This window comes from Ureibacillus endophyticus, assembly GCF_003628435.1.
In the GTDB taxonomy this organism is placed as follows: Bacteria; Bacillota; Bacilli; order Bacillales_A; family Planococcaceae; genus Ureibacillus; species Ureibacillus endophyticus.
The window spans coordinates 20204-45352 of the sequence record NZ_RBZN01000018.1 but is presented as its reverse complement, the minus strand read 5'-3'; the positions used below and the strand labels follow the sequence as shown (position 1 = coordinate 45352).

Genomic DNA, 25149 nt, shown 5'->3' with positions numbered 1-25149 from the left:
TGCAGTAAACATGGAAAGAATATAAATTTATATGATAGAGATTCATCGAGGATTTATTAAAAAAAAAACGCCTACAGTTCATGTAAGCGTCATTAATTTCGATTTTAATAATTGAGTTAGTTGTTCTTCTGCAGCGTAGAATCCAAAAAGATGTTTGCCCTTCTTGATTTCTTTTTCGACTTCACCTATTTTTTGCAACACTAACTTATCATTTCCTTCTAAATTAGCAAGTATCGCTTGGCTTCTTTTATAACTAAACGGATCAATTGGACTTAATTGTTGATGTAAATGATGGATTGTTGCTTTATCAAAATTTCCTTCAACAATAAGATCGACCTGTTTGATATGATTAATAAATTGTAAAGCCATTTTATTTTCCTTCGTAACAGGTATTTGCTTAAAGGGTTCAAGCAATCTAGAAGCATTTTCATAGCCTTCTTGAATAAGTGTGTAGTAAAAAAGAATATAACATACCATCACATTATCCACAGTAGGTTGCATTGTTTTGGCTCGCTCTATTAAATCAATTGACCACTTTGTTGGATGAAATGGCGAGTTCATTTCTTTGAACAATGATAGAGAAATTAAGTACTCTTCCTGCTCTTTCCCCTTTTTCGATAACTCAAGTAACACTCGTCCATCCGATTTTAGCGTTCCTTTATAAGGCAAAATCGTTACGATAAAAATAAACAAATTAAATATTCCAAAATATGTAACCCAGTTTATATTCAATAAACTCCCTGCTATTAAACTAATGATTGCTGCAATAAAAGAAAAGATAGGTCCACCCGCAGCAAACCGTTTATGTTGTTTCGCAATCGTTGTTAAATCGTTGGATAAAGGGGAACAATTCGCTATCCCACCTACTAAAAACCAACTATTGTTAATTTTTAATCGTAAACGTTCCATCTTTTCGATTGTTATAGGACCAACTGTTAAGTAATTAAATCGATAGCCAGACCATATCCCAAATAACGCATGTCCTAGCTCATGAATGAACAATGTAAAAAATAAAAGGCAGAACGCCAATCCAAAATAATTTACCGTCTCTGCAAAGTTTGTAAAGTTAAATAATCCTATTAATAAAGCTATTAAAATCGTAATCCCCAAAGGAGATGTTAGTTTATTCATTATTTTATCCCCCAATTTAATCAATACAGCGAAGGGAAAAAGTAAAAATGCGATAACCATTTAGATATCGCACTTTTCCTCAAGTTATTCCGTTATTTCCCAAGCTGGATTCCACACGACTTCCCACAGATGGCCGTCTGGGTCTTGGAAATAGCCTGAATATCCGCCCCAGAACGTCTCATGTCCACGCACTGTAATCGTGGCACCAGCCTTCTCTGCCTGCTCTAATACGCTATCAACTTCTTCTTTACTTCCAAGATTATGCCCGATTGTAAATTCAGTAGGGCTTTTGGGTGTCACATTCAGTCCCGTGTCATGTGCAATATCTGCCCGTTTCCAAAGGGCAAGTTTTACTCCTGATTGAAGATCAAAAAAGGCAACAGCACCATGCTCAAATTCCTGCCCGATGATTCCTTCTGTTTGTAATCCAAGCCCATCTCGATAAAATGCTACCGACTTTTCTAAATCATCTACACCTAAAGTTAGTACGGAAATACGTGGTTTCATGTAAGAACCTCCAATAATTATCTCACAAATGTAATATAGTCAACATTCACTGGTTCAAATCCACTTATGCGAAGTCGAGTGTTAATTTGCCCTCGATGATACTGACCATGTAAAGCAACATGGGTTAAAACATCGCGTACTGAATTTTTGAACTCGATACCTTTACTATTTTTGTAGGAAATAATACTATCACGGTCTGCACTTTGAAGAAATTTCGTAATGGTTTTTTGATTTTCTTTTATTAATTCCGCGCAACTGTCTAAATCAATATCCGACCAAATCGGCAAATGTGAACTATCCAACCCTTGTAATCTAGTAAACCAAACTTTTTCAGCAAATAATATATGGGAAAACAAACGAATCGCTTCTTCATTTTCGCTACTTTTCAATGCTTCTAGAATACGTTCATTTGCCCAATGTAAATGGTCATACATCCTTTGAATTGTCTTCATTTGATCCACCCCAGTATTTATTTTTCTTTAATAATACTTTCTTCAATGGCTTTCGTTATTGCTGCTGAACGATTTTTCACATTCAACTTGGAATAAATATTAGAAATATAATTTTTAACAGTACCTAATGATAAAAACATTCTTTCTGAAATCGCCTTATTGGAGAGCCCTTGTGCTAAATATTTTAAAACCTTTAATTCTTGTTGACTAAGTTCATAAGGATTCGAACTAACCGTTGAATCCTGTTCTACCGGACTACTATGGATGGATTGGAACACCTCTTTCGCAAGCTCCTGTGGAATTAATGAACCGCCATGATACACCATCTTAATGCCATCCACTAAAAACTGCGGATCAACCGCTTTTAAAATATATCCTTCAGCCCCCGCATTTAATGCATTCATTACATAAGTAATATCTTGGAAAGTGGTTAAGATGATCACTTTGGTTTCTGGCATTTGGGTCTTAATGATTTCTGTAGCTTTTACTCCATCCATGACCGGCATTTGAATATCCATTAATACAATGTCTGGTTTTTCACGTTCACAAAGTTGAATCGCTTCTTCTCCATTTGAAGCCATTCCGATAATACGAATTTCCGACATGCTTTCCAAAACGATTTTCAAACTTTTTCTTATTAATTCTTGGTCTTCAACGATGATTGTCTTAATCATTCAACATGACTTCCTTTGCTAGAGGGATTGAACAGCGTAGTTCTGTACCTTCATTCGGTTTTGAATTAATGTTCACCATACCATTTAATGCAGTCATTCGGTCCTTCATTCCTTGTAAACCAAACCCTAGACTGATAGATTCAAAACCGATTCCATTATCTTTTATTTCCATTAATAGAGACTCTTCTTTAAAAGATAACCTTACGTTGATTTGAGTTGCCCTCCCATGTTTAATGGCATTCGTTAACCCTTCTTGTAAACAGCGAGTATAGGCAAACTTAATTCTTTCTCCGATTTCTCTTTCATTACCTTCAATTTTAAAATCTACAGTTGTCCCCGTATGTTTCATAAACTCTGTTACTACTTCTTGGAAAGTTTGAGATAAGGGTAAGTGACTTTCGGTTGGTGAGATTTGATGAATGGTTTTTCGTACATCATTCAAACCATTTCTTGCAAGGTCGGCTATTTCTTTTATATGTTCCTCAGCTACTTGCTGGTTTGCTCTCATGACAAACGGCAAAGCATCTAAACTGGTGATAACGGAAGTGAAAATATGCCCCACTGTATCATGAAGGTCTTGTGACACCCGATTTCGCTCTTCCATTATCGTTAGCTCTTCTATTCTTCTAGAATATTGTTCTAACGCTTTATTCTTTTCTTGAATCGATAGTATTAACGCTTTATTTTTGTTATTGATAACGGTAATTCGTCCTAGGCTGAACCCAATCATATAAAAGAGTGCGGTATTGATAAATGCTGAAATAAAATGCTCGGTGAATTGATCGCCCAACGCTGTTCCAGTCAAGAAGACCATAACACTTGTAATCATCCCAATCCATAAATAGGGACGAACTTGGCAAACGTAGCCAATCATAATGAGAGGCAAATATAAGAAATCATAGACGCCCGCCATTTGAAATTGAATCATCATATAAAAAAACATACTCGCCGTAATAAGGGTTTCTGCTATGTAAAAGCTTATAAGTTTCATGTATTTTGGGCGATAAAATAGCAATGGAACTAAATAAATCGCCATAAACCAAAGAAAGATTAGCCATTTATTTTGATAATTGGCCGTGTTTTCGATTACATAACTGGCATTATAGTAAATCCATAACGTTCGCATGAAAAATAAAAACGTATCTAACCAATTCCAGTTTCTCTTATCTAAAGCAACCTGCATTCTTTCACTTCTTTCAAATAATCTATCTTCAATCTACACAAAAAAAGTCATATGTTAAAGTGACTTTTGGAAAAAAATACATAAAAATATGACTTCCCTTTATCCTGACGGCACTTATTACTCTGACTTTTCATCTTTAAACTGAGAACTAACAAATGGATAAAGGATGGTTGAAAATGAAAGTTGGATTATTGCATATTGTGAGCATTTGTGTCGTTAACTTTTTATTAAATTATTTGTTGCTATTCCCCCTCGATTTATTTCAGTACATTACAACACCAGACTTAAAAATGTTTTCCTTAGTTGGATTAATCGTGAGTGGTACTACTGCCCTTGCAACATTACTATTTTATAAATTGGTGGATGGTAAGCAAATTCGAACACTTGGTTTTCAATTTAAAAGAAAGGATTTATTATTCTCAATCAGTTCGATTGTGCTTACGGTATTATTTGTGTTCATCGTTAGCATGGTGGCATCTAATTTAGGAGTTGTAGATGCACAGTGGTATTTGGGAGTATTTGTTGAACCAAGTTTTTACGTTTTATTCATTATGGTATTTGTGTCTTGGTTTGTTGCTGCATTTTATGAAGAAGTATTATTTCGAGGATATTTTGTGGCAAACTTGAAGTTCCTTTCAAAGAAGAAGTTGTACTTGATGACGAGTTTTCTATTTATGATTTTCCATATATTCAAAGGGTTAGACCCAATTAGTATTGTAGTATTAATGTTGATGAGCTGTGTATTTTTAAATGTTTATTTAAAAAGCGGTTCGTTGCTTCCATGTATTTTCGCACATTTAATTTATAACTTCTCGACATCTCATCTGGTTGGAAGTAGCGATATTGCAATATTGAAATTTGATGGAGATATCGGTTTATTGAATTTGATTGTGATTGGTTTATTTATGATGACGACTCTTGTTTTAACGAAGATTTTCTATGGAAAAAATGAGACGTCTATTATTGTAAATAATGAGAGAGTTTTATCTTAGCTTCCAATTATTTTGGGAGCTTTTTTTCATAAATAAAATGCCTTCTTATTTGCTATGTAAGATTAAGTACAAGTCTTTCCTAGAAAAGTTATTGGATATATATGTTAAGACTGAGATAATTCTTTAAATGATAAAATGATAGGCATAATAGATATCTTTGAAAGGAACGGTTAGATTTGATTAATTTAAATAGTAAATGGAAGGAAATTACCGAGAGAAAAATAAGGTATGATTCTAAAATTGTAGAATATAAATGTAGATTATTAAGTTCTCAAAATCACTGTATCAGTTTGTTCCATCTTATAAAAGAACCTTTTACAATGAAGGTTAACGATTTACATATAACAATTCCATTAGGGAGTTATACTATTGCTTATTATTGGTTAGATCGTCCATATAATTTATATTTTTGGAGAGATAAGGAGGGAAATTATTTAGCTTCGTATTTTAACATTGTAAAGAATACAAAATTTCTAGAGAGTATAGTCTCATTTGAAGATTTAATTATTGATGTACTAGTTCTTCCAAATGGAGAGTATTTTATTTTGGATGAAGACGAATTGCCTGTAGTATTAGAAGAGTTTGAAAATGGATTAGCTAAACGTGCATTAGAAACATTACTAAATTCAATTGATGATGTACTCTCTCAAACTGTTGCAGAATCTCAAAGTATTTATAACCATAAAAGATTTATTCCACTTTTAGAAAAGGGATAAAAAACCTTTTTATTTTTAGATTAATGATATTCTAAAATTAGGCGCTTTCCTTGAATAAGGATGCGCCCTTTAGATTTCTTGGAAATTATTATGAAAATAATATAAAAAACACATGATAACATACGAAGACACATAATTAAAAAATGGATTTTCCGATTACATTATTTTACAATCTATTATATGAATTAGTATTTACTGGTAGATACTATCGGAGGAATGCACATTGAGCTACAACTTTATACTTTCATCCATTTTAATTCTTTTTATTTTTTGCTATATGATATTACTAAATTATGCTTGGCAAAATAGAGAAACTCCTATTACGATTAGTTATGGCTTAGGTGTATTATCCGCCTTTTTTTACACATTTGGATATGCTTTTCAACTTTTAAGTACGACAGTCGACCAAATGATGTTTTGAATACACATTCAGTATATTGGAATTCCTTTTGCACCGATTATTTGGGTAATCATGACATTACAATTCACAGGTAACCAAAGATTTTTAACAAAAAGAACAATCGCTTTATTATCAATCGGTCCAATTTATACGTTAAGTGCCCATTTTACAAATGAATGGCACCATTTATTTTACAAAAGTACAGCTTTAGACTTTTCTCAAGGATTTCCACTCATTGTTTTAGATAGAGGCCCTCTGTTTTACTTACATATTGTTTACGTCTATAGTTACTATTTAATTGGTATAGGTTTATTAATCCACTTATATCTTAAGTCAAATAGAGAGAGAAAAAAACAAGTAGCCCTCATGATAATTGGCTCTTTATTTGTATTTGGGTTTCCATTTATCCATTCAATCGGTGCTATAAAAGTACCCATTGATATATCACCTTTTGGGCTTGTATTTTCATCTTTATTTTACTTATGGGGAATTTACCGATTTAATCTGCTAAAATTATCTCCTCTAGCTATGAAAAAAGTTTTTGAATCCATAAAGGATGCTGTAATTATTTTTGATATAGATAATAATTTAAAAATCTATAATAAGTCTGCCATAAAATTATTTGGATATTTACCTAATAAAAAGTTGATTGGCAACTCGGCAGCAGAAGTACTATCACATTTTCCACCGCTAGTACAATTTATTGAACGTACGTCAGAAATTAATCACTTAACAACACAATCCATGCAATTAAGAGCAACGTATTATAATGTTCATTTTTCATTTGTAAATGGAAGTAATAATAAGCCAATTGGTAAAATGTTCATATTACATGACATTACAGAATCGATAAAGTATGAAGAAAGTTTACTTCAACAATCTAAACAATATGAATATTTAGCACATCACGACGTACTGACAGGACTATATAATCGTACTTATTTTGAGGAAGTAGTAAAACAAAAGTTGGCACAGTCCCCCAAAAAAGATGCTGCATTAATGATTTGTGATTTGTGATTTAAACTTTTTTAAAGAAATCAATGATGAATACGGCCATCTAACAGGAGATAATGTACTAATATTCACAGCAAATTGTTGGCATAAAAATTTACCAAATCCAAACATAATAGCACGTTTAGGTGGCGATGAATTTATTATGTTTTTTGAGCAAATAGAATCAAAGGAAAAGTTTATAAAGAAAATCAATGAGGTGCGGAATGTATTTCAGAAGAACTTGTATAAGCGAGACGGCATAGAAATTAAAGTTATACCAAGTATCGGCATTGCTTTTGTTGAAGAGGATGGTATAAATTATGAGCATCTCTATCATACTTGCGATTCACGTATGTATGCGGATAAAAAAAATATAAAAGATCAGTATTTGAAGAATGAAGTATAGAGAACACCATAAAAAATAATCAATCTTTAACAATCAGGCGCTTTCCTTGAATAAGGATAGCGTTTTTTTCCGTTAAACACCCTTATTCAAAAGAACACTTGCCATAAGTATTTGTAATCTTAAATTTTATCTTCGCAATCTTTATTTTATGTTTGACATACAACTTTCTCAGTTCTATACTATTATAGTTATCAAATATAATTATCATTTATAACTATTAATAAGAAGAGGTTAACCATGAATCAACATCAACAAGTGTTTCATAATCTTGTATTCACATTGCGTCCATTTGATACACAGTTAAGTGAAATTTTACGTAATCATGGCATTCAACGTTCGGAATGGTCAGTGCTTTATTCCGTTGTGCATGAGCCTGATATTACAGCAGCAGAGTTAGCTAAAAGGTTAACTTTTGAAAAACCAAATATGACACGCATCATTAAAGTTTTAACGAATGCAGGTTATATCGAAGTGGAAACTTCATCAGGAGACAAACGAAGAAAGAATTTACGCATAACACCTTTAGGAAAAGAAAAATATTTAGAGGCACGCGTTGAAATCGACGCTTTTGAAAAAGAAATTTTAGAGGGTATATCTGCGGAGGATCAAATACATTTGCTTCGTACCCTGGAGCAAATACACACAAATTTAAATAAGAAAACTGGATTATATTAATGAGTAACACAAATGAAAAGCTATGGACGAAGGATTTCATCATGGTATCCATTACAAACTTCATCGTCCTATTAATTTTCTATTTATTAATGGTGACAACCTCATCATTTGCAGTCAATGAATATCATGCAACAGCTAGTCAAGCAGGTTTAGCAACGGGTATTTATATTGTTGGGACATTAATCGGTCGTTTATTTACTGGCCGTTATATCGCCACAGTTGGGGTTAAAAAAATCGTAGTTCTAGGGTTAATCGCCTTTACTTGTACGACTGGCCTTTATTTTGTACATGCAGGCATTACATTTTTGCTAATTAGCCGTTTAATAAACGGGATGGCTGCAGGGATCACTTCAACTGCAACGGGGACATTGGTTGCTCAAATCGTTCCAATGAGTCGTAAAGGTGAAGGGATTGGCTACTTCAGTATGAGTACAACACTAGGTACTGCCATTGGACCTTTCCTAGGTATTTTCTTAGCACGTTTTGTTTCTTACAATATGATTTTCTTTATTTGCGTTATTTTAGCAGCATTAGCTCTTATTATTAGCTTTACACTAAAACCATCAGCCGTAAAACCAGTGGCAAAAGGAAAAGAACAAACAAAACAATCATTCAGTTTTAAAAACTATATCGAACCAAATGCAATAGCAATCGCAATCGTAACCTTCTTTATGTCATTTGGCTATGCAGCATTATTATCATTCCTTACATTCTTTGCAGAGGAACGTCATTTAATTACGGCTGCAAGCTTCTTCTTTCTTGTATATGCCATTGCCGTTTTACTAACACGACCATTTAGTGGGCGTTTCATGGATACAAAAGGCTCAAACTTTGTTATGATTCCTTGCTTTATTTTATTTGCCATTGGTTTATTTTTAGTCAGTGCGGCACATACAGGCGGTCTCTTATTGGTTGCCGCTGCGATTGTCGGTGCTGGGTACGGTAACCTACAATCTGGTGCACAAGCAATTGCGATTAAACTTACGCCACCTGAACGATCAGGCTTAGCCACTTCTACTTTCTTTATCGCATTAGACGCTGGTCTTGGCTTCGGTCCTTCGATTTTAGGTGCAATTGAGCCTGCAATTGGCTATGGAAACTTATTTATCACACTTGGCTTCATTACAATATTCTCGCTAGCACTATACATTGTGCTACACGGCCGAAAAGACAAAAAGCTTATTCAAATCTAATAATCTAAAAAGAGGATGCTAACGGGGTTTTAGTTGAATAATATCTTCAACAATCGAGCGCTTGTGAAAGAATCAAATGATTACTTGTTGTGTGGTATTTATGGTAGTTAATGTTGTAAATGAGGTCATATGTTGTACAAAAAGGATAGATGTAAGCAGGTATAACCTGTTTATCTATCCTTTCTTTTTACCCTTTAAATATTAAGGCACCTGTTTTAACCTATTATATTGCACCCATTCCTCCGTCAATGCGGTATTGCACGCCGGTAATGAAGGCGCTATCATCACTCGCAAGGAAAACGACTAAATTCGCAATGTCATTTGGCTCGCCATATCGACCTAATGGAATACTTTGAGCTAATGCTTCTTGCGTAACGTTTAACCCTTCCTCTAAGGAACGCATCATTCTCGTATTCACTGGTGATGGATGGATTGAGTTCACGCGAATGTTTGAGTTTGCTACTTCTAGTGCTGCTGTCTTTGTTAGTCCAACTACCGCATGTTTAGAAGCAATATATGGAGAGACATTTGGTGAACCACCTAAACCAGCGACAGAAGATGTGTTAATGACACTACCAGATTTTTGTTTAATCATCACTGGAAGAACATGTTTTAAACCTAAAAATACTCCGCGCACATTTACGTTCATCACCATATCGAAGTCTTCCACCTTTTGCTCCACAATCGGCGCTACTTTTCCTTCGATACCTGCATTATTAAAGAACACATCAATTCTACCAAACTGCTCAACTGCTTTATTTACATAATTTTGTACATCCGATTCTTTTGTTACGTCAGCTTGAACTGTAATTACTTCACCCAACTCAGATAAATCCGCCTTTGCTTGATCAAGTGCCTCTTGGAACAAATCAACTAAAACTACTTTTGCTCCTTCTTTTAGGAATGTTTCTGCTGTTACTTTCCCTATTCCGCCTGTTCCACCTGTAATAACTGCAACTTTATTTAATAGTCGTCCCATAATTATCACCTCAGCTTCGTATTTAATTAAACTATATACTATTCAAGATTTAACATAAACCCAAAATTTGTATAATATTGAAAATTCTAATATTTTAATAAAAAAAGTGACCTGAAATGAATTCTAGCCACTCACTTTTTTCTAAAGAATAAATAACCGTTGCAAATCACAATCAATAATAATAGTATTTCAAGGCTAATTAAACCAATGGCAAGGTCATAAGGATACCCGTAGAAACCGATTTGAGTTGGTCTTACGTTCAATAATAAAAATCCGACGAATCCGAAAAGTAGTAAACATATGAAACTATAGAAGATCCGCACCCAGCGATATTTGATAGCTCTTTTTTTCATGATAGTTCTTAATGTTAATGCTGACACTATGATACTGCCTAATAGGATGAATAACATTACTAAACCTGCTACTTTAAATAAAGGTGGTGCAAACGCTTCTTCTACCGGCTCATTCCCCATTAAGATTTGAAGCATCCCCATGGCGATTGGCTTTTTCGGTTCTGAATTCGACTCACCCATAATCAAAACAACACCGATATTTTCCTCTGGAAGCATCATTATCGCACTAGATGACCCGATGCCATCTCCACCTTTATAAAGAAGTGTTCGATTTTCAAGTTTACCTACTTCAAATCCACCTAGACTATATTCCCAACCTTCTTCATCCGTTGGTACAACACCTTTGTAGGACATTTTTAAAGTGTCTTCACTTAGTAATGACGAATCACCTACCGTAGCCGCTACATATTTGGCAAGGTCTACGCTATTTGTATAAATGCCACCTTCTGGATCCTGACTCGTTCCAAATGCTTCGTAATTTAATAATCTCGTATTACGAAAACCAAAAAACCAGCTATATTCTTTTGCGATGTCTTGAGAAGATTTTAGTTCATGCCCAAAACTCGTACTCTCCAAATCTAATGGTTGGAATACATTCGTTTTCATATAATCGGTATAAGTCATACCGGATACTTTCTCGATTATTAAGCCCAAGATGTTATAGCAAGTATTACAGTATTGACCTTTTTCACCGGGATTTGATGTCATTTCAACGGTACTTAACGCTCTAATGGAATCTTCTAATGAATTACGATAATTCTTCTCATCTTCAAAAATCACCCCATCTGCTTTGAAACGATCCACACCAGCAGAATGGGTTAATAAATGTTCGATTGTTACCTCTTTTGATTTCTCTTTATCCTTATATGTGAACCATGGTAAATACTTTTGTACAGGGTCTTGAAAACTCAATTTTCCTTCTTCTTGTAATTTTAAAATCGCTGTTGCCGTAAAGGATTTCGTGACAGATGCAATGGCATAAATCGTTTCAGCAGTTGCCTTTTTTTGAGCTTTACTATCACTGTATCCTATCCCGCTCGCATCAATCACTTCACCATTTGCAACAATTGCATAGGAACCACCAACAATTCCAGCCCGTTCAAATTGCTCTTCAACATATGTCTTTACATTTTTTAAATTCTCTTCAGAAATACTTGGTGATGCGTTATCCATAAATGAACTAAAACAAAAGATGCTGATAAATAGGACCACAAACCACTTCCACCACAACTGACGATTAGCAACAAATTCATTCATCTACACTCGCCTCTTTTACAAATTTTCTTACTTATAAATTAATTGAAAAAAGTCATAGGAAGTAGTGACTTCAGGTTAATCGGAAGTCATTTTTATATAGAATAAAACCGTACATTTGGGATACTTTCCCCTATGTACGGTTGTTTGTTATTTTGCAATTTTAAAATGTAAAATGACTGATTGTAGCTGTTCTGACAGATTTGCTAAGGATACACTCGCGGCTGTAATTTCTTCAATTGCGCTTAGTTGCATTTCCGAAGCTTCATTGCTAGATTTTGCATCTTTTAAAGTTTCATTGGCCAGTGTATGGACTTCTTGCGTATTTTGTAAAATACTATGGCTTATGCTTGCTATAGATTTAATGGACTCATTTAATGACTCTGCATTTGTAGTAACAGAACCTACCATCTCTTCAATTTCACTAAACACCATATTAACTTCATTGGATTTGACTAATCCCGTTTTTACACATTCAGATTCTGCATGGATTGATTCAATAACGTCTTGAATGTCTTGTTGGATATCACTAATCATATTAAATATTTGATCTGCAGAAATACGAGATTGTTCGGCTAGCTTTCTTACTTCCTCTGCTACAACAGCAAAGCCTTTACCTGCATCTCCTGCACGAGCAGCTTCAATGGCTGCGTTTAATGCAAGTAAATTGGTTTGATCAGCAATTTGCGTAATCATGCTAATGATATTACCAATTTCTTGTGATTTATCATGTAAAGTATTAACAGCAGCTTCTGTCTCTTTAGAAGATGTTGAAATTGACTCAATTTGTTCATTGATGGAATTCACTACTAGTGAGCCATATTGAGTCTTTTCAAATGTTGAACGTGATAATGTGTCCATCTCCACACCATTTTGAGCAATTGATTGTACAGCTGAATCCATATCCGTTATAGATGTGGTAATTTGAGTTAATTTTTCAAGCTGTGTATTCGCACTATCCACATGTGAGTGTGAAATATTCGCAATGGAATCAGCGGCAGCCATGTTTTCTTCTGTTGTTGCAGATAGTTGTTCTGCACTAGCAGCCACTTGCTGACTTGTATCCCGCGCTTCCGATACGATGGCAATTAACGCATCTTGCATATGATTTAAGTTTTTAGCTAAAGTATTAATTTCATCTTTTCCTTTTGTTTCAATATGTGTCATCGATAAGTCGCCTTCAGCAATTACTTTTGCACGGTTCGCAACAAGGGAAAGACGTTGGACAATTTGACGACTAAAGAAATAAGCAATGGCAATTGCGATAATGGTAGTAATAACAATTAAACTATTTGATACGAATAAAATTTCAGAATATACCTTTTCATTATTCTCAACGATGGTATGTATTTCTTTAATTTGGGTTGTTTCAAGGGCATCAAAAGCCTCCATCGCATCATTAAATAAAGTACCACCAAGCTTTAATCCTTCTGCTGCTTCTTCCCATTTTCCTGCTTTCATTAATTGCTCATTTTTTCGAACACGTTCATCAAATAGTAGCCATTTCTCATTGAAATGGGCAATCGCCTTATTAACATCAGGGGATAAGATTATTTCGTTTAATTTTGAAACTTTCGTTTGTATCTCATCTAAGTTCTTTAATGCAGTAGCTGTAGCATCAATATTTTTGAACGTTAGCGCAGACAGCATTTGTACGCGTGTATTTTCAGTTAGATTCGCAATGTCTGTTAATTCAATAGAAGGCTCTACACCTTCAGTATTAAGGGTATCTCCGTTACTTTTCAATTTGCTCGATTGCGTAATGTTGTAAATATTCAAGGCTACAAACAACACTATCACAATGCCAAAAGAGACGAGCATCTTCCCAAAAATCTTCACTTTACAATCTTCTTTATATTGAAGTTTCAAATTCATAGAAAAATTTCCTATCCCAGTAATTTTAACAATAGGTATTTGGTTGTAAATGGATATTTGGTAAATTGTTAATATATTTACATAATTATGTATTTTATTGGAAATAAGTAGTTTTTAATTTAAAACGTAAAAAACTACCGATTGAGACCTCGGTAGCAATTCAAGGAGTAGTGGTTTTAATTCCTAGGTATGTATATGAAACAATAACTCGTTTTATTCTGTAATGTTCTCGAGGGCGATCAACCATTACATTAGTTACAAAATAAGCTATTAGAATAGCAAACTGACTTGTTTCATTCCTAGAAACTCCCCACATGATTAAATTGCTGAGGTCATCAATCTCAACCATGTGATTCAATTGATCTATCTCCTTTACATAAATCCCATTGCGTATTGTTATCGCTGTGAGCCTGAATCTCCTATCTGCATGTAGCTATTGGTCATGCTTGAACATTACTCGCATTTTTTAGCTTGTTCCGCTAAAACGCATACTTAAAATTTCCTAGGCATTGGCTACCTGCAAGTCTTGGTAAAACGTAAGACACTCAGTGGTATTTATTTAACAAAAAAATGCTACAACAGCTGCATATTACAAATGACGATTACGTAGTAGAATTTGCAACTGGTCTTGGTGTGAAGACATGTTTAAAATACAGCGCTATCTCCACTACATTCAAAGACTAAATGGCAAACTAGACAATATCTTTTATATCAGTATTTAGTAATTCAGTATTTAGTTTAAAATCAGTATTTAGTAGCGCTTCTTTTTTTTGATTTATTGAAGGTGGATTTGAGTTACCTTCTTGGACGTTTTGTGCAAGTAAATTTTGGGGTACTTCATAGACAATTGTCTCCCATTTCACGATTTGATGATTTTCATAGACTGGGAATCGTTCAAGATAACCAATTTTCTTTAGCTCGTTAAACCCAGAACGGAATGATTTTTCCCCGTCTGCTCCATGCTTCATCAATTCCTCCACATAAAAAACCCAATCATCCGGCATGGACAGCATGTACGCAAGAATGCCTTTTGCCTTCCAACTCAATCGAGCATCATTTAGTAAACCTCGATCTAACACCACGTAATTTTGATTTTTTTCAACACGAATAATTGCCATGTACTCCACCTCTTTAATTTTTTATACTTTTTATTTTCTATATATCCATTTTTTCAAAATTAAGAGACATGGAGAATTTATTATTTCAAAATAAAAAAGTTACGCTAGCTAAAGCGTAACTAAATTATATAAAGATATTATTTATTTCTATTTCAAGATAATTGTCTTTCACTTTCATCAGCCAAAGAGGCTACCCATTAAGGAGCATCCTCTTTTCATTATTTTAATTTTACAATGAGAATATCGACTTCAGTTATCGCTTTTAAGCTATGCTTTTCATTGGGGTCAAATAACAGAACATCCTCGGCTGTTAATGCCACGTCCTCACCTTCTACGGTGAAGACCACATCCCCTTTTCGAACGATGATAATCGACGTATTGTTGACACTGTGAGCTGGAATTTCCTCTCCTGCACGCAATTGTACATTTAATAAATCAAATTGGTCATGTTCTAACACTTTCCCCATTTTTTTAGCTTGTTCTGCTAAAACGCTCGCAATTTGTAGTTTTTGCATAATTAACAGCTCCTTTAGTTTGGATATGAATATTATAGAAAATAATTTTTATCATCTGCTGTGATTTGTGTCACAATGACGTGCTGTAAAGCTTTCGATAAAATGGAATAAATATATTAGGCATGATAGATAAAAATGGATTACTTCTTCCATAAGAGATTACTATTCATTATTCCAGTAATTAACACTATTACTAACCTTTAATATTTATCTTAGGGAGACGGCGGGGCTTCTTTTATTATCCCATCAAATCCTTCTAATATCAATCTTTATAAGGGTTTTTGGCTTGTTGTAAAAAAGGTTAACTACGTTTTTAACTACGATTATACTTTTTCTTTAAAATAAAGACTCCCAATTAGGATGAAAACCCATCACCAATTTGATATCACTGAAAGTAACTGTTAAGAATTTATTGTCGAATTTCGAGAATAAATCTTTTATAGCCCTTAACAATTCATTAAAATTTTTCTTAGATAAGACTAATTTCATTTGAGCTACAACCGTAAATAAATTTCCAATAAGATAAGTAGTAGGAATATTCAGTAAATTAGATATATTGGAACTTCTTGCTGGTCTACTTAATTTATAGCAATATAATCTTTCTTCATGAGCACATACATTTCTAAACATATTTACAGTTTTTAAAATATCCATTAAGCTTTCTTTCGTTATATGAACAGAAATGTTATAATTTCTTTTGTAATTATCTGAATAGTCTTTAGCTATTTTATCTTTCAAACTATCATCAAGACATTTATAGAAGTTATTTATATTCCCAATTGTTAACTGATTTGTTAGTACCCATAATGGCACTTCCTGATGATTATCTAAATAATGCTTGATTGGATTAGTTTCTTTACGTTTAGCATGTTTAGAAATAGTGTTTGTAATTATAGAAATCAATTCGACAACTTGTTTAAGTTGATCTGGATTATTAGTAAAACTCCTAATATCTAAATACGCATTTGCACTACTAAATTTCTCTGAAAATCTATATGATAATTTTGATTTAATATCCTTTTCAAAAATTAAAAGATACTTCAATAAAATATTTCTTAATTCTCGGTCAAAAATATAAAGGGAATGTACTTCTTCAAAGGTTGTGTTTGTTATGTATTCTTCAGGATTAATTAATTGACCTGAAGCATTTCTAGCTAAAAAAGGATCTTTATAACCATTAATTACATTATAATAACCCTCATTTTCTAAAATTCTCATTGCTTTTGATCCATCATTAATAACCATTTTTCTTCCACGTAAGATAGATAATTGTTGTCTATGTGTTTTAAACGGTTTCATCTCTAACACCACCCATTATAAAAAAAATAGCCCGGTCCTCGGAAGGAACACGGGCTTGATCGTTAAGATCATTATATTATATGCAGATATCTACCGTCAATTGCATAGAACTAAGAAATTTATTTATTTTTTATCCATTTACTTCTACATAAACCTCTTGCATCATATCTTCCATAATTGCTTGCTTAAACTCTTCATTCTCTAATATCTTCATAAAGAACTTTTGGTTGCTGCTCATACGATCAATAACGAAATCCATGAATGTTTTTTCAAAAGCGAATTTAAAGTTTTCCTTAGTATTATTTTTAGCTTTTTGACGAATATCTTCACTATTTAACATATCCTCTTTCACTTGTTCTCGTGAAAGGAAGTCTGTTTCTGTGAAATCTGTACCAAAACGTTCATTTAACTTGTCTAAAATACTAGATAAACGAACTTTTTCATCTTCAACAGGTCCACCCGCACCATGTTTTTGTGGATCAAGTTCATGACCACCTGTTTTCTCTAGCTCAATGCTTCCTTCAAATACTTTTTGGTTACGGTAGTATTCAAGAGCAACATCATCAGCTAAATACACATCTTTATCCCCCGCATCACGAGGTAATTTACGTAACAAGTATGTAAAATAAATGTACAGCTTGTGTAGCTCTAAATCGATAAATGTAACCACCTGTAGGACGAAACTATACGTACGAGTGAATTTTGTGGCTGCTTGTTTAAAGGCTTGCTGCTCTTCTTCTGATAATTTTTTATAGCGTTCCACACCTTTATCAAGAAGTGCATTCAATTCCGTCTGGGCTTTCGTTGATTTCTTTACGCCACCTGTCACTTCAAGCTCATTTACTCGTTGTACTTCATCCTCTGTAAACACTTGATACGGCTCAATTTCAGCTTGCATATCATAAAGAATATTCGGATCCGTAACTTCAGATAAGCTTGTTGATTCGTAATATGGTTGGAATGAAGCTTTTATATCCTCTGGGTCATTAATAAAATCGAGCACAAATGTATCATCTTTACCAGGGCATGTACGATTTAATCGAGATAAAGTTTGTACTGCTTTAATGCCGCTTAAAGGCTTATCTACATACATTGTGTGTAGAAGTGGCTCATCAAATCCTGTTTGATATTTTTCAGCAACAAGTAAAACCTTATATTCGTCCGAATGGAACTTTTCAGGTAATTCCTTTTCAGAAAAATTGTTCATATCCGGTTCTGTATAATTAATTTCTCCGTCTTTTACAGTACCTGAAAAAGCAACAACTGTTTTTAAATCATCATAGCCCATCTCATTAATGTACTTGTCGAATGCAATTTTGTATCGGACTGCGTGTAAACGACTTGCCGTAACGACCATCGCTTTTGCACGACCACCAATTTTGCGTTGCACGAAATTACGATAATGCTCGATGATGATTTCCGTTTTTTGAGCAATGCTATGAGGATGTAGTGACACATATTGTGCCAACTTTTTCGTTGCTTGCTTTTTCGATACTTCTGGATCATCCTCTACCGTTCTGGCAATTTTCCAGAATGTTTTATAAGTCGTGTAATTTTGCAATACATCTAAAATAAATCCTTCTTCAATTGCTTGGCGCATAGTGTACTGATGGAATGCAACTGGCTTCCCATCAACGCCCTTTGTACCGAACTTTTCTAAAGTCTTAGGTTTTGGTGTCGCCGTAAATGCAAAGAACGAAACATTGTCTTGCTTACCACTTTTCATAATAGCTTCAACAATTTTTTCATCTACATCATCTAAGTTTTCTTCTGCAATACGATCTTCTTCATACGCAGCTTCTAACGTCTTATCTGATAACACATTCGTTAATGCTGTAGATGCTTTACCACCTTGTGAAGAGTGTGCTTCATCAATAATAACCGCATATTTTTTTCGCTCTAATCCAGCTACCTTTTCTAAAATGAATGGGAACTTTTGAAGCGTTGTAATAATAATACGTGTTTCATTATTAATAGCACGTGCTAGTTGCTCTGAATCTTTGTCAATTGGTTCTACCATACCAGCTTTATGCTCTAGCTGATACACTGCATCTTGTAATTGCTTATCTAATACACGGCGGTCGGTAATAACAATTACACTACTAAAAATAGGTTCATTATTTTCATCATGTTGCTTCGCTAAGCGATGTGCTAGCCATGAAATCGAATTTGTTTTACCTGAACCAGCTGAGTGTTGAATCAAGTAGTTATGACCAACAAGATTTTTAGCAACATCTGCTTCTAGTTTACGTACAACATCCAATTGATGATAACGTGGGAAAATCAACATTTGACGTTCACCAATTGTTTCACCATTTGAATCTTTAATCTCGTCCTTCTTAATAAAGATGAAGCGATAAACTATATCAAGTAAGCTATCTGGTGTTAAAATATCTTCCCATAAATAATGTGTACGATACGTATTACCATAAGCTAACGGATTACCCTTTCCACCATTATTGCCTTTGTTGAATGGCAGGAAGTACGTTTTTCCTTTATCAAGCTTTGTCGTCATAAACACTTCATCTGTATCCACTGCAAAATAAACCGCTACACGTTCATTGAATTTAAATAGTTGCTCACGTGGATCACGGTCAAACTTTAGCTGCTTCATCGCATGCTCTACCGTTTGATTCGTTAACGGATTTTTTAGTTCCATAACAACAAGAGGTAAGCCATTTAAAAACAACACCATATCCAAACTATTATTATGCTTGTCGCTATAATACACTTGGCGTGCAACATTAAAACGGTTCTTGGCATACTGCTCATTTAATGTCTTATTCATATCCGTTGGTGGCTTATTATAGGCAAGGTTTAACGTCACACCACGATCTTTAATCCCTTTACGTAAACATTCAACTAACCCTTGCTTATGCAATTGATCTTTAATACGCTTTAGCACTTCTTCTTTATAGGAAGGACCATACGACTTCTCTAGCGTACGCATACGTTTTTCTTGCGTATCCTCTAAGAAAGCAAACAGCTCCTCTACATCGATGGCATGTTTTTTAAAAGCAATACTTGCCTCACCTTCAAGCTCACGCTTTTTATAGCCACGTGTAATTAACTCTGCTTCAATATTCATTTCAAAACCTTTTTCCGAAGTATCCATCGCCATTTCAGCTCACCTCACTTAATCAAGTTCCATTTCACGTACATCAATTTTACCTGTTACTGCTTCGTAAATCAGGGATTGACGGTATTCTTTTAATTTTAAAATTTGCTCTTTTACAAGATGAGCAATATTATCAATATCGTTAATTTTCATGTTTAAACACTTCACTATTTCTTCTTGTTCTTTCAGAGAAGGTAATGGATAAGAAAAATTAACAAATGTTTCTTGATACAAATGTTTAATTGTCGAACCGGTTTCCATTAAAGAAATGTATTTATCAAAAACATTTGAACTTAATAACCAATACATATATTCAGATAAATATTTTTCATTAACTGGTCGTGTAACAAAAACTCCACTATTTAATATTGCTTTAGATGGCATATCTTTTACAATCGCTAACTTCCCTATTGTTCCGTCCTTAGTAATTAATAAATCATTCTCTTTTAATTGAATTGGTGGTGCTTCATTGTAACGTTCTTCACTAATGTGATAACAAGTGCTCCATTCAACATAGCCATTTTTAAAATCCGTACCTGTAACTAAATATGGACCTTCATCAACGAATTCATCTGATTTTAGCCCTTGCCATCCAATTCTTCCTTTAACATAAGTGTTGTATTTAATTTTAGTTACGTTCCAATGCTCTGGAATCTCCCCAATCCACTCAACTCCTGAATCTTTCATTTTCACATTCGGATTTAAACCTTTTGTAACAGCTTCTGTTATGATTGATTGACGTTGTTGTTCTAACAATTCGATAGAACGCTTTTTACCCTCAATAATATTATCTAATACCGTCATCTTTTCAAATAAATATTCAGCAATAGCATTTTGAATGTCTAATGGCGGAACCAGAACTTCAAACTTTCTTATTGTTTCCATACCTAGAGATTTTCTAGTAGAGCCTGTTGAATATAATTCAGTTTGAAGTTTTATATAATCTGAGTCCAATAGATACAATAAGAAAATATTATTTACTTTTTCTCTTTTAGGCTTTATCAAGGCTAAGGTTGCTGATAAAGCTACTCTCTTATCAATTTTAATAATTTTAGGATTACCTAAAGTAGCTACTCTACAAAAAATCAAGTCACCATCATCAATCTTAAATCTTTTTTCTTGCTCTATTAAAGATTCCTCTTTTATAGGTCTTGCTGTAACTGTATTAACGGTACCATCATTGTTTACATCTCTTATACCTATATAAGGAAACCCTTCCCCATCAGCTAAAGCAGGCGCTCTATGACTAGGCTCTGGGTCAATTATATTAGCTATTGTAGCTAATCGTACTTTATTCCATTCTGACGGAATAATTAAATCTAAATATTTTAATATACTCATCCCATCACCTTCTTCAACTGCTCAGCAATCTCTACTTCCAACGCACGAATCTCGTCCATAATTTCCGCTGAGCTACGTAGTGCTGTGTATTTGTAGAATTGGCGAGTGAATGGAATTTCGTAGCCGATTTTTGTTTTTGATTCATCTATCCATGCATCAGGTACATGTGGTAATACTTCACGTGTAAAGTAATCATGAATATTTTCTTTTAACGGCACGTTCTCTGTATCACGTAAATCAGAATCTGGCTCGATGTCTGTTTTATTTTTCATACATACATCCGCTGTTTCATCTTTTTCAGAAAGACCAGCTAAAATCGCTTTTAATACAGGTGCGCCAATTGTAACGTTTGCTTCTTTTAACGCTGCCTTTACAACTTTTGTGAATTCCTCACGATTTTTATACAACGTATCGCTTTCTAACGTGCGTAATGCAGCTAAAATTTGTGTTTGCAATTCTTTTCCAGCTTCGATTTCAGCGTGACCTGCATCACCTTTTTTCTTCGACGTTGCTAAGTTTGCAAATCCTTTTTCTTCAACAACTCGTGCTAAACGCTCTTCGTTCACTTTGAAGTTTAAACGTAATGGACGTTCTACAGTAATTTTCGCATAGCCGAAGTCTTCGTTATCGAAAATCTTTACGTTTTCATGTGGCTGTGCTTCACCGTATAAACGAACGATTTCATTAATTTGCTCTTCTGTAATTTCATTACGCTTGCTACCCATAGACTTTTTCATCTTTTTCGAGAAGTCTACCGCATTCACTAAACGTACCTTACCTTTATGAAGAGGTGCTTTATTGTTCGTTAAAATCCATATATATGTTGCAATACCTGTGTTGTAGAATAAATCATTTGGTAACGCTACTATACCTTCTACTAAATCATTTTCCAGTACATATTTACGAATTTCACTTTCACCAGAGCCTGCATCTCCTGTAAATAATGGTGAACCGTTCATAATGATGGCTAAACGAGAGCCTTGTGGATTTTCTGCTGTTACTGGTTTCATTTTTGAAATTAAGTGCATTAAGAATAATAGCTGTCCATCACTTGTACGAGGTGTACCAGGACCGAAACGACCGTCAAAGCCTTGTTTTTCATGCTCTTCTTTAATCGGTTTTTCATACGATTTCCAGTCTACTCCGTATGGCGGATTCGAAATTAAATAATCGAATTTTTCATTTGGAAATTGGTCGTTTGATAACGTATTACCTAAACGAATGTTACGTGCATCTTCCCCTTTAATCAATAAATCCGATTTACAGATGGCATATGATTCAGGGTTGATTTCTTGTCCGAAAAATTCTAAATGAGCTGTTGGATTTACTTGTGCTAAATATTCTTGTGCTACTGATCCCATACCACCAGTTCCTGCTGCACAGTCATATAATGTTTGGGTTAAACCTGGTTTCGTTAAAATGCTCGCATCATCATGTAAGAATAATAAATGCGTCATTAAACGAATCACTTCACGTGGTGTGTAGTGATCCCCTGCTTCTGCATTTTCATTAAAACGACGGATTAATTCCTCAAATACATAACCCATTTCAATGTTCGACACAGTTTCTGGATGTAAGTCGATTTCGCTGAAGCGTTTAATCGTTAAGTATAATAAGTTGTTTTGATCCAGCTTATCAATTTGGCGGTCGAAATCAAAGTGATCCATAATATCACGAGCCACTTTAGAAAAACCGTTTATGTAGTCACGCAAGTTATCTGCAATGTTGTCTGAATCCGTTAATAGCTTGTTGAAATCATATTTACTGATATTGTGGAAGTTCTGTTTCGATACACGATTTAAAATCGGCTCACGTGCTTCCTCTGACATGGAAGCAAATTGTTCCGCCTTCGCTAACACTTCTTCTTTTGTGCTTTCTAATACACAGTCAAAACGACGTAAAACTGCTAATGGTAAAACAATTTTACCGTAATCTTCTGGCTTATATGGCCCACGCAAAATCTCCGCAATTGACCATATGAAGCTTACTTTATCTTGGAAGTTAATCATTTTATATACCTCACTTTATAATTATTCAAATTCTATGTGCGCTGGAGATAAATGTAGGTTTTTTGAGCTTAATGTTCTCTAGTAATCACCTATCACTACATATCAACTTCATAAAATACTTTATCAATATTTACAATTATAACTATTCGAACGACAAAAGGTAATATCCTCTACCAACAGATTTAATCAGGAATTCCTTGCAGTTGACTTGATATTTAGTAATTAATTACGGACAACTTTATTAAGAAAAAAAGATGAAAACTTTACATAGAGAGCAGGTTTTGATATGCACCAAGTACAAACAATTAATACAACAAAATGCTATTAAGATTCTACTAAGTGGCATTTAGCTGAAGTAATTGTACGAAGCGCTAGTTCTAAAAATTATAATAGAAATGCTGGACGTAAAAGTTCTTCACTCAAGTTGCACACAAGCTTAACAAACGAGGAAATACAGAACGCAGAAGAAATACATTCACGTTCTATTAAGAATTTTGTTTTTATAAAATGTTAATGTCAAAATCGTAAAGCCATGTGAAAAGTTTGAGTATAACAAGCGTTTAAAATGTCTAAACGTAATGTGATTTTGATACTTCAGACATAGCTACTTGCCGTACTAAGTTCACAAACTTTTGGAAGAACTTAAAACGTGTTACAAAAATAGAAGAATGTTTGGATGAACATGTCAGCCTAGTATTTTTAGGTGTCATCGAATTTTATCAAGATGGCTCTATTCACTTTCATATACTTTGTCATATTCCCCATAAACTTGCAGTCTATTAAAAAAGAAGTGGCAACATGGTTACTTTAGATTTTAAACATTCCAAAAAGGATCCCTTATCTGTCCTAAAAGTTGAGAGCTACATGAAAAGGAGTTTATGACCCTCGCCTAAACAATGAAAAGCATCGCTATTTACGAAGTCGTGGCTTAAAACACCCTGAATTTTCAACTTCACAAATAATGGACTTCCTAATTGGATCAATTATAATGGCTCAATGGTTCAAATTACTAGCTTTGCCCCGTCAGAAAGCTGATTCCACCCTTTTAAGAAGCTTTGCATAATTACAACAAAAAGAACAAGTTTTCAACCTATTAAGAGTACAAACTGCTTAAAGATGTACTCATAGCTCTCAATCGTGCGCGTCTATTGCCTGCTATTTTCATCTGCATAAATACCGTCTCAAGTGCTTCTGCTATTGGTTTACCTGTTGACATCTCTTGTTATATTTCCTCTGCTTGAATCATCTCTACAGCTTCGCTAAAGAAGGAAAAGATTCCATGCTTACGTTTCCTACTAGACATAGAAAAAACCTCCTAAAGTGAATTAAGAAGGTCTTTGAGCGTGTTCAAATATAGAACATTTCCATAGGGATAAGAAAAGGGATATTGCACAAGAGTTAAACTCCCGTTCAATATCCCTAGTCTTAGAAACGCTGATATATCAACGTTTTACGTTAAAATATTATGGAGACGGCGGGAGTCGAACCCGCGTCCAGAAACTCCAATACTCAAACTTCTACGCGTGTAGTTTGCCTACTTGCATTTCGTGTGTCATTATGCCGACAAACAGGCGTCCTGCACACTAGCTTGGAAATCTCTTATCAGTGACTCAAGCGGCACCACTGATCGTATCCCACTAAAGTTGAGCCCAACGTTGTCCACATGGGCGATGGACAGGTTGAGCGCTACGAGACTAAGCTGCGTAAGCTAAATTTTGTTGTTTGCCAGTTATTATATAACTTCCGTTGATGACGGAGCCGAGACCTCCGACGCGCAGTTCAAGCTTGAACCATCCCTGTCGAATCCGTAACGTCCCCCTATAAATAAGAAGGATGTGTAATTAAACACATACGGAAAAGGTTGTTTAAGCCTTTACTACTCTGGCAACTTGTACACTTATTATAGGACAAAATCATTCAAACTGCAACCGATCACTTTCTTCCTGTCTGACCGTTTTTAACCAAT

General features: G+C 34.3%; 20 protein-coding genes, 1 other RNA gene and 1 pseudogene. 7 read left to right on the top strand and 15 right to left on the bottom strand.

The genetic code is table 11. From position 1 onward, the window contains the following. Nucleotides 1-78: 78 nt before the first annotated feature. The 5 genes from D8M03_RS09075 to D8M03_RS09055 form a co-directional block, all read right to left on the bottom strand. Nucleotides 79-1131: a site-2 protease family protein gene (locus D8M03_RS09075; RefSeq protein ID WP_170148419.1), complete on the bottom strand. Its 1053-nt coding sequence runs from the start codon at nt 1129-1131 to the stop codon at nt 79-81. A gap of 84 nt (nt 1132-1215) precedes the next feature. Further along, entirely contained in the window at nt 1216-1638 is a 423-nt protein-coding gene (locus D8M03_RS09070) for a VOC family protein (protein WP_121214452.1), read from the bottom strand. Nucleotides 1639-1655: 17 nt separating this feature from the next. After that, nucleotides 1656-2090 (bottom strand): DinB family protein, encoded by a 435-nt coding sequence (locus D8M03_RS09065; RefSeq protein WP_121214451.1) that lies wholly within the window; start codon nt 2088-2090, stop codon nt 1656-1658. A 17-nt stretch (nt 2091-2107) separates the two neighbouring features. Further along, nucleotides 2108-2764 (bottom strand): response regulator transcription factor, encoded by a 657-nt coding sequence (locus D8M03_RS09060; protein ID WP_121214450.1) that lies wholly within the window; start codon nt 2762-2764, stop codon nt 2108-2110. Continuing rightward, complete coding sequence (locus tag D8M03_RS09055; RefSeq protein ID WP_121214449.1) at nt 2757-3947, bottom strand: sensor histidine kinase; 1191 nt, start codon at nt 3945-3947, stop codon at nt 2757-2759. The genes D8M03_RS09060 and D8M03_RS09055 overlap by 8 nt, the downstream gene beginning before the upstream one ends. Before the next feature lie 176 nt (nt 3948-4123). On the opposite strand from D8M03_RS09055, the gene D8M03_RS09050 reads away from it, so the two are divergent. The 7 genes and pseudogenes from D8M03_RS09050 (at nt 4124) to D8M03_RS09020 (ending at nt 9322) form a co-directional block, all read left to right on the top strand. Then, complete coding sequence (locus D8M03_RS09050; protein WP_170148418.1) at nt 4124-4939, top strand: CPBP family intramembrane glutamic endopeptidase; 816 nt, start codon at nt 4124-4126, stop codon at nt 4937-4939. Between the two features lie 176 nt (nt 4940-5115). Then, nucleotides 5116-5655, top strand: a complete 540-nt coding sequence (locus D8M03_RS09045) for a ribonuclease FAU-1 family protein (RefSeq protein ID WP_211330882.1) — start codon at nt 5116-5118, stop codon at nt 5653-5655. 223 nt (nt 5656-5878) lie between these two features. Next, nucleotides 5879-6565 (top strand): annotated as a pseudogene (locus D8M03_RS18165) (histidine kinase N-terminal 7TM domain-containing protein); the annotation flags it as partial. 18 nt (nt 6566-6583) lie between these two features. Beyond that, entirely contained in the window at nt 6584-7072 is a 489-nt protein-coding gene (locus D8M03_RS18160) for a PAS domain S-box protein (RefSeq protein WP_342768802.1), read from the top strand. Next, nucleotides 7062-7454 (top strand): GGDEF domain-containing protein, encoded by a 393-nt coding sequence (locus D8M03_RS09030; RefSeq protein ID WP_121214444.1) that lies wholly within the window; start codon nt 7062-7064, stop codon nt 7452-7454. Before D8M03_RS18160 ends, D8M03_RS09030 begins: the two co-directional genes overlap by 11 nt. A 237-nt stretch (nt 7455-7691) precedes the next feature. Next, nucleotides 7692-8129 (top strand): MarR family winged helix-turn-helix transcriptional regulator, encoded by a 438-nt coding sequence (locus D8M03_RS09025; protein ID WP_121214443.1) that lies wholly within the window; start codon nt 7692-7694, stop codon nt 8127-8129. Next, on the top strand, nt 8129-9322 hold the full coding sequence (locus D8M03_RS09020; RefSeq protein ID WP_121214442.1) for an MFS transporter: 1194 nt from the start codon (nt 8129-8131) through the stop codon (nt 9320-9322). The genes D8M03_RS09025 and D8M03_RS09020 overlap by 1 nt, the downstream gene beginning before the upstream one ends. 223 nt (nt 9323-9545) lie before the next feature. On the opposite strand, the gene D8M03_RS09015 is transcribed toward D8M03_RS09020, so the two are convergent. The 10 genes from D8M03_RS09015 to ssrA all read right to left on the bottom strand — a co-directional run bounded on the left by D8M03_RS09015 (nt 9546) and on the right by ssrA (nt 25001). Then, nucleotides 9546-10301, bottom strand: coding sequence for an SDR family NAD(P)-dependent oxidoreductase (locus D8M03_RS09015; RefSeq protein ID WP_121214441.1), 756 nt, complete (start codon nt 10299-10301; stop codon nt 9546-9548). A 131-nt stretch (nt 10302-10432) separates the two neighbouring features. Beyond that, nucleotides 10433-11911: a serine hydrolase domain-containing protein gene (locus D8M03_RS09010; RefSeq protein ID WP_121214440.1), complete on the bottom strand. Its 1479-nt coding sequence runs from the start codon at nt 11909-11911 to the stop codon at nt 10433-10435. A 147-nt stretch (nt 11912-12058) separates the two neighbouring features. After that, entirely contained in the window at nt 12059-13783 is a 1725-nt protein-coding gene (locus D8M03_RS09005) for a methyl-accepting chemotaxis protein (RefSeq protein ID WP_121214439.1), read from the bottom strand. 692 nt (nt 13784-14475) lie between these two features. Further along, nucleotides 14476-14901 carry a helix-turn-helix domain-containing protein gene (locus D8M03_RS08995; protein WP_121214437.1) on the bottom strand — a complete coding sequence of 142 codons (426 nt, stop codon included), beginning with the start codon at nt 14899-14901 and terminating at the stop codon, nt 14476-14478. Nucleotides 14902-15119: 218 nt separating this feature from the next. Further along, nucleotides 15120-15416: a cupin domain-containing protein gene (locus D8M03_RS08990; protein WP_121214436.1), complete on the bottom strand. Its 297-nt coding sequence runs from the start codon at nt 15414-15416 to the stop codon at nt 15120-15122. A 336-nt stretch (nt 15417-15752) separates the two neighbouring features. Then, entirely contained in the window at nt 15753-16715 is a 963-nt protein-coding gene (locus D8M03_RS08985) for an Abi family protein (protein ID WP_121214435.1), read from the bottom strand. A 130-nt stretch (nt 16716-16845) separates the two neighbouring features. After that, on the bottom strand, nt 16846-19836 hold the full coding sequence (locus tag D8M03_RS08980) for a type I restriction endonuclease subunit R (protein WP_121214434.1): 2991 nt from the start codon (nt 19834-19836) through the stop codon (nt 16846-16848). Nucleotides 19837-19851: 15 nt separating this feature from the next. Next, complete coding sequence (locus tag D8M03_RS08975; RefSeq protein ID WP_121214433.1) at nt 19852-21174, bottom strand: restriction endonuclease subunit S; 1323 nt, start codon at nt 21172-21174, stop codon at nt 19852-19854. Next, a complete protein-coding gene (locus D8M03_RS08970; RefSeq protein WP_121214432.1) occupies nt 21171-23183 on the bottom strand; it encodes a type I restriction-modification system subunit M in 2013 nt (670 codons plus the stop codon). The genes D8M03_RS08975 and D8M03_RS08970 overlap by 4 nt, the downstream gene beginning before the upstream one ends. Before the next feature lie 1463 nt (nt 23184-24646). Then, nucleotides 24647-25001: a transfer-messenger RNA gene (gene ssrA, locus D8M03_RS08965) on the bottom strand. Between the last annotated feature and the right edge of the window lie 148 nt (nt 25002-25149).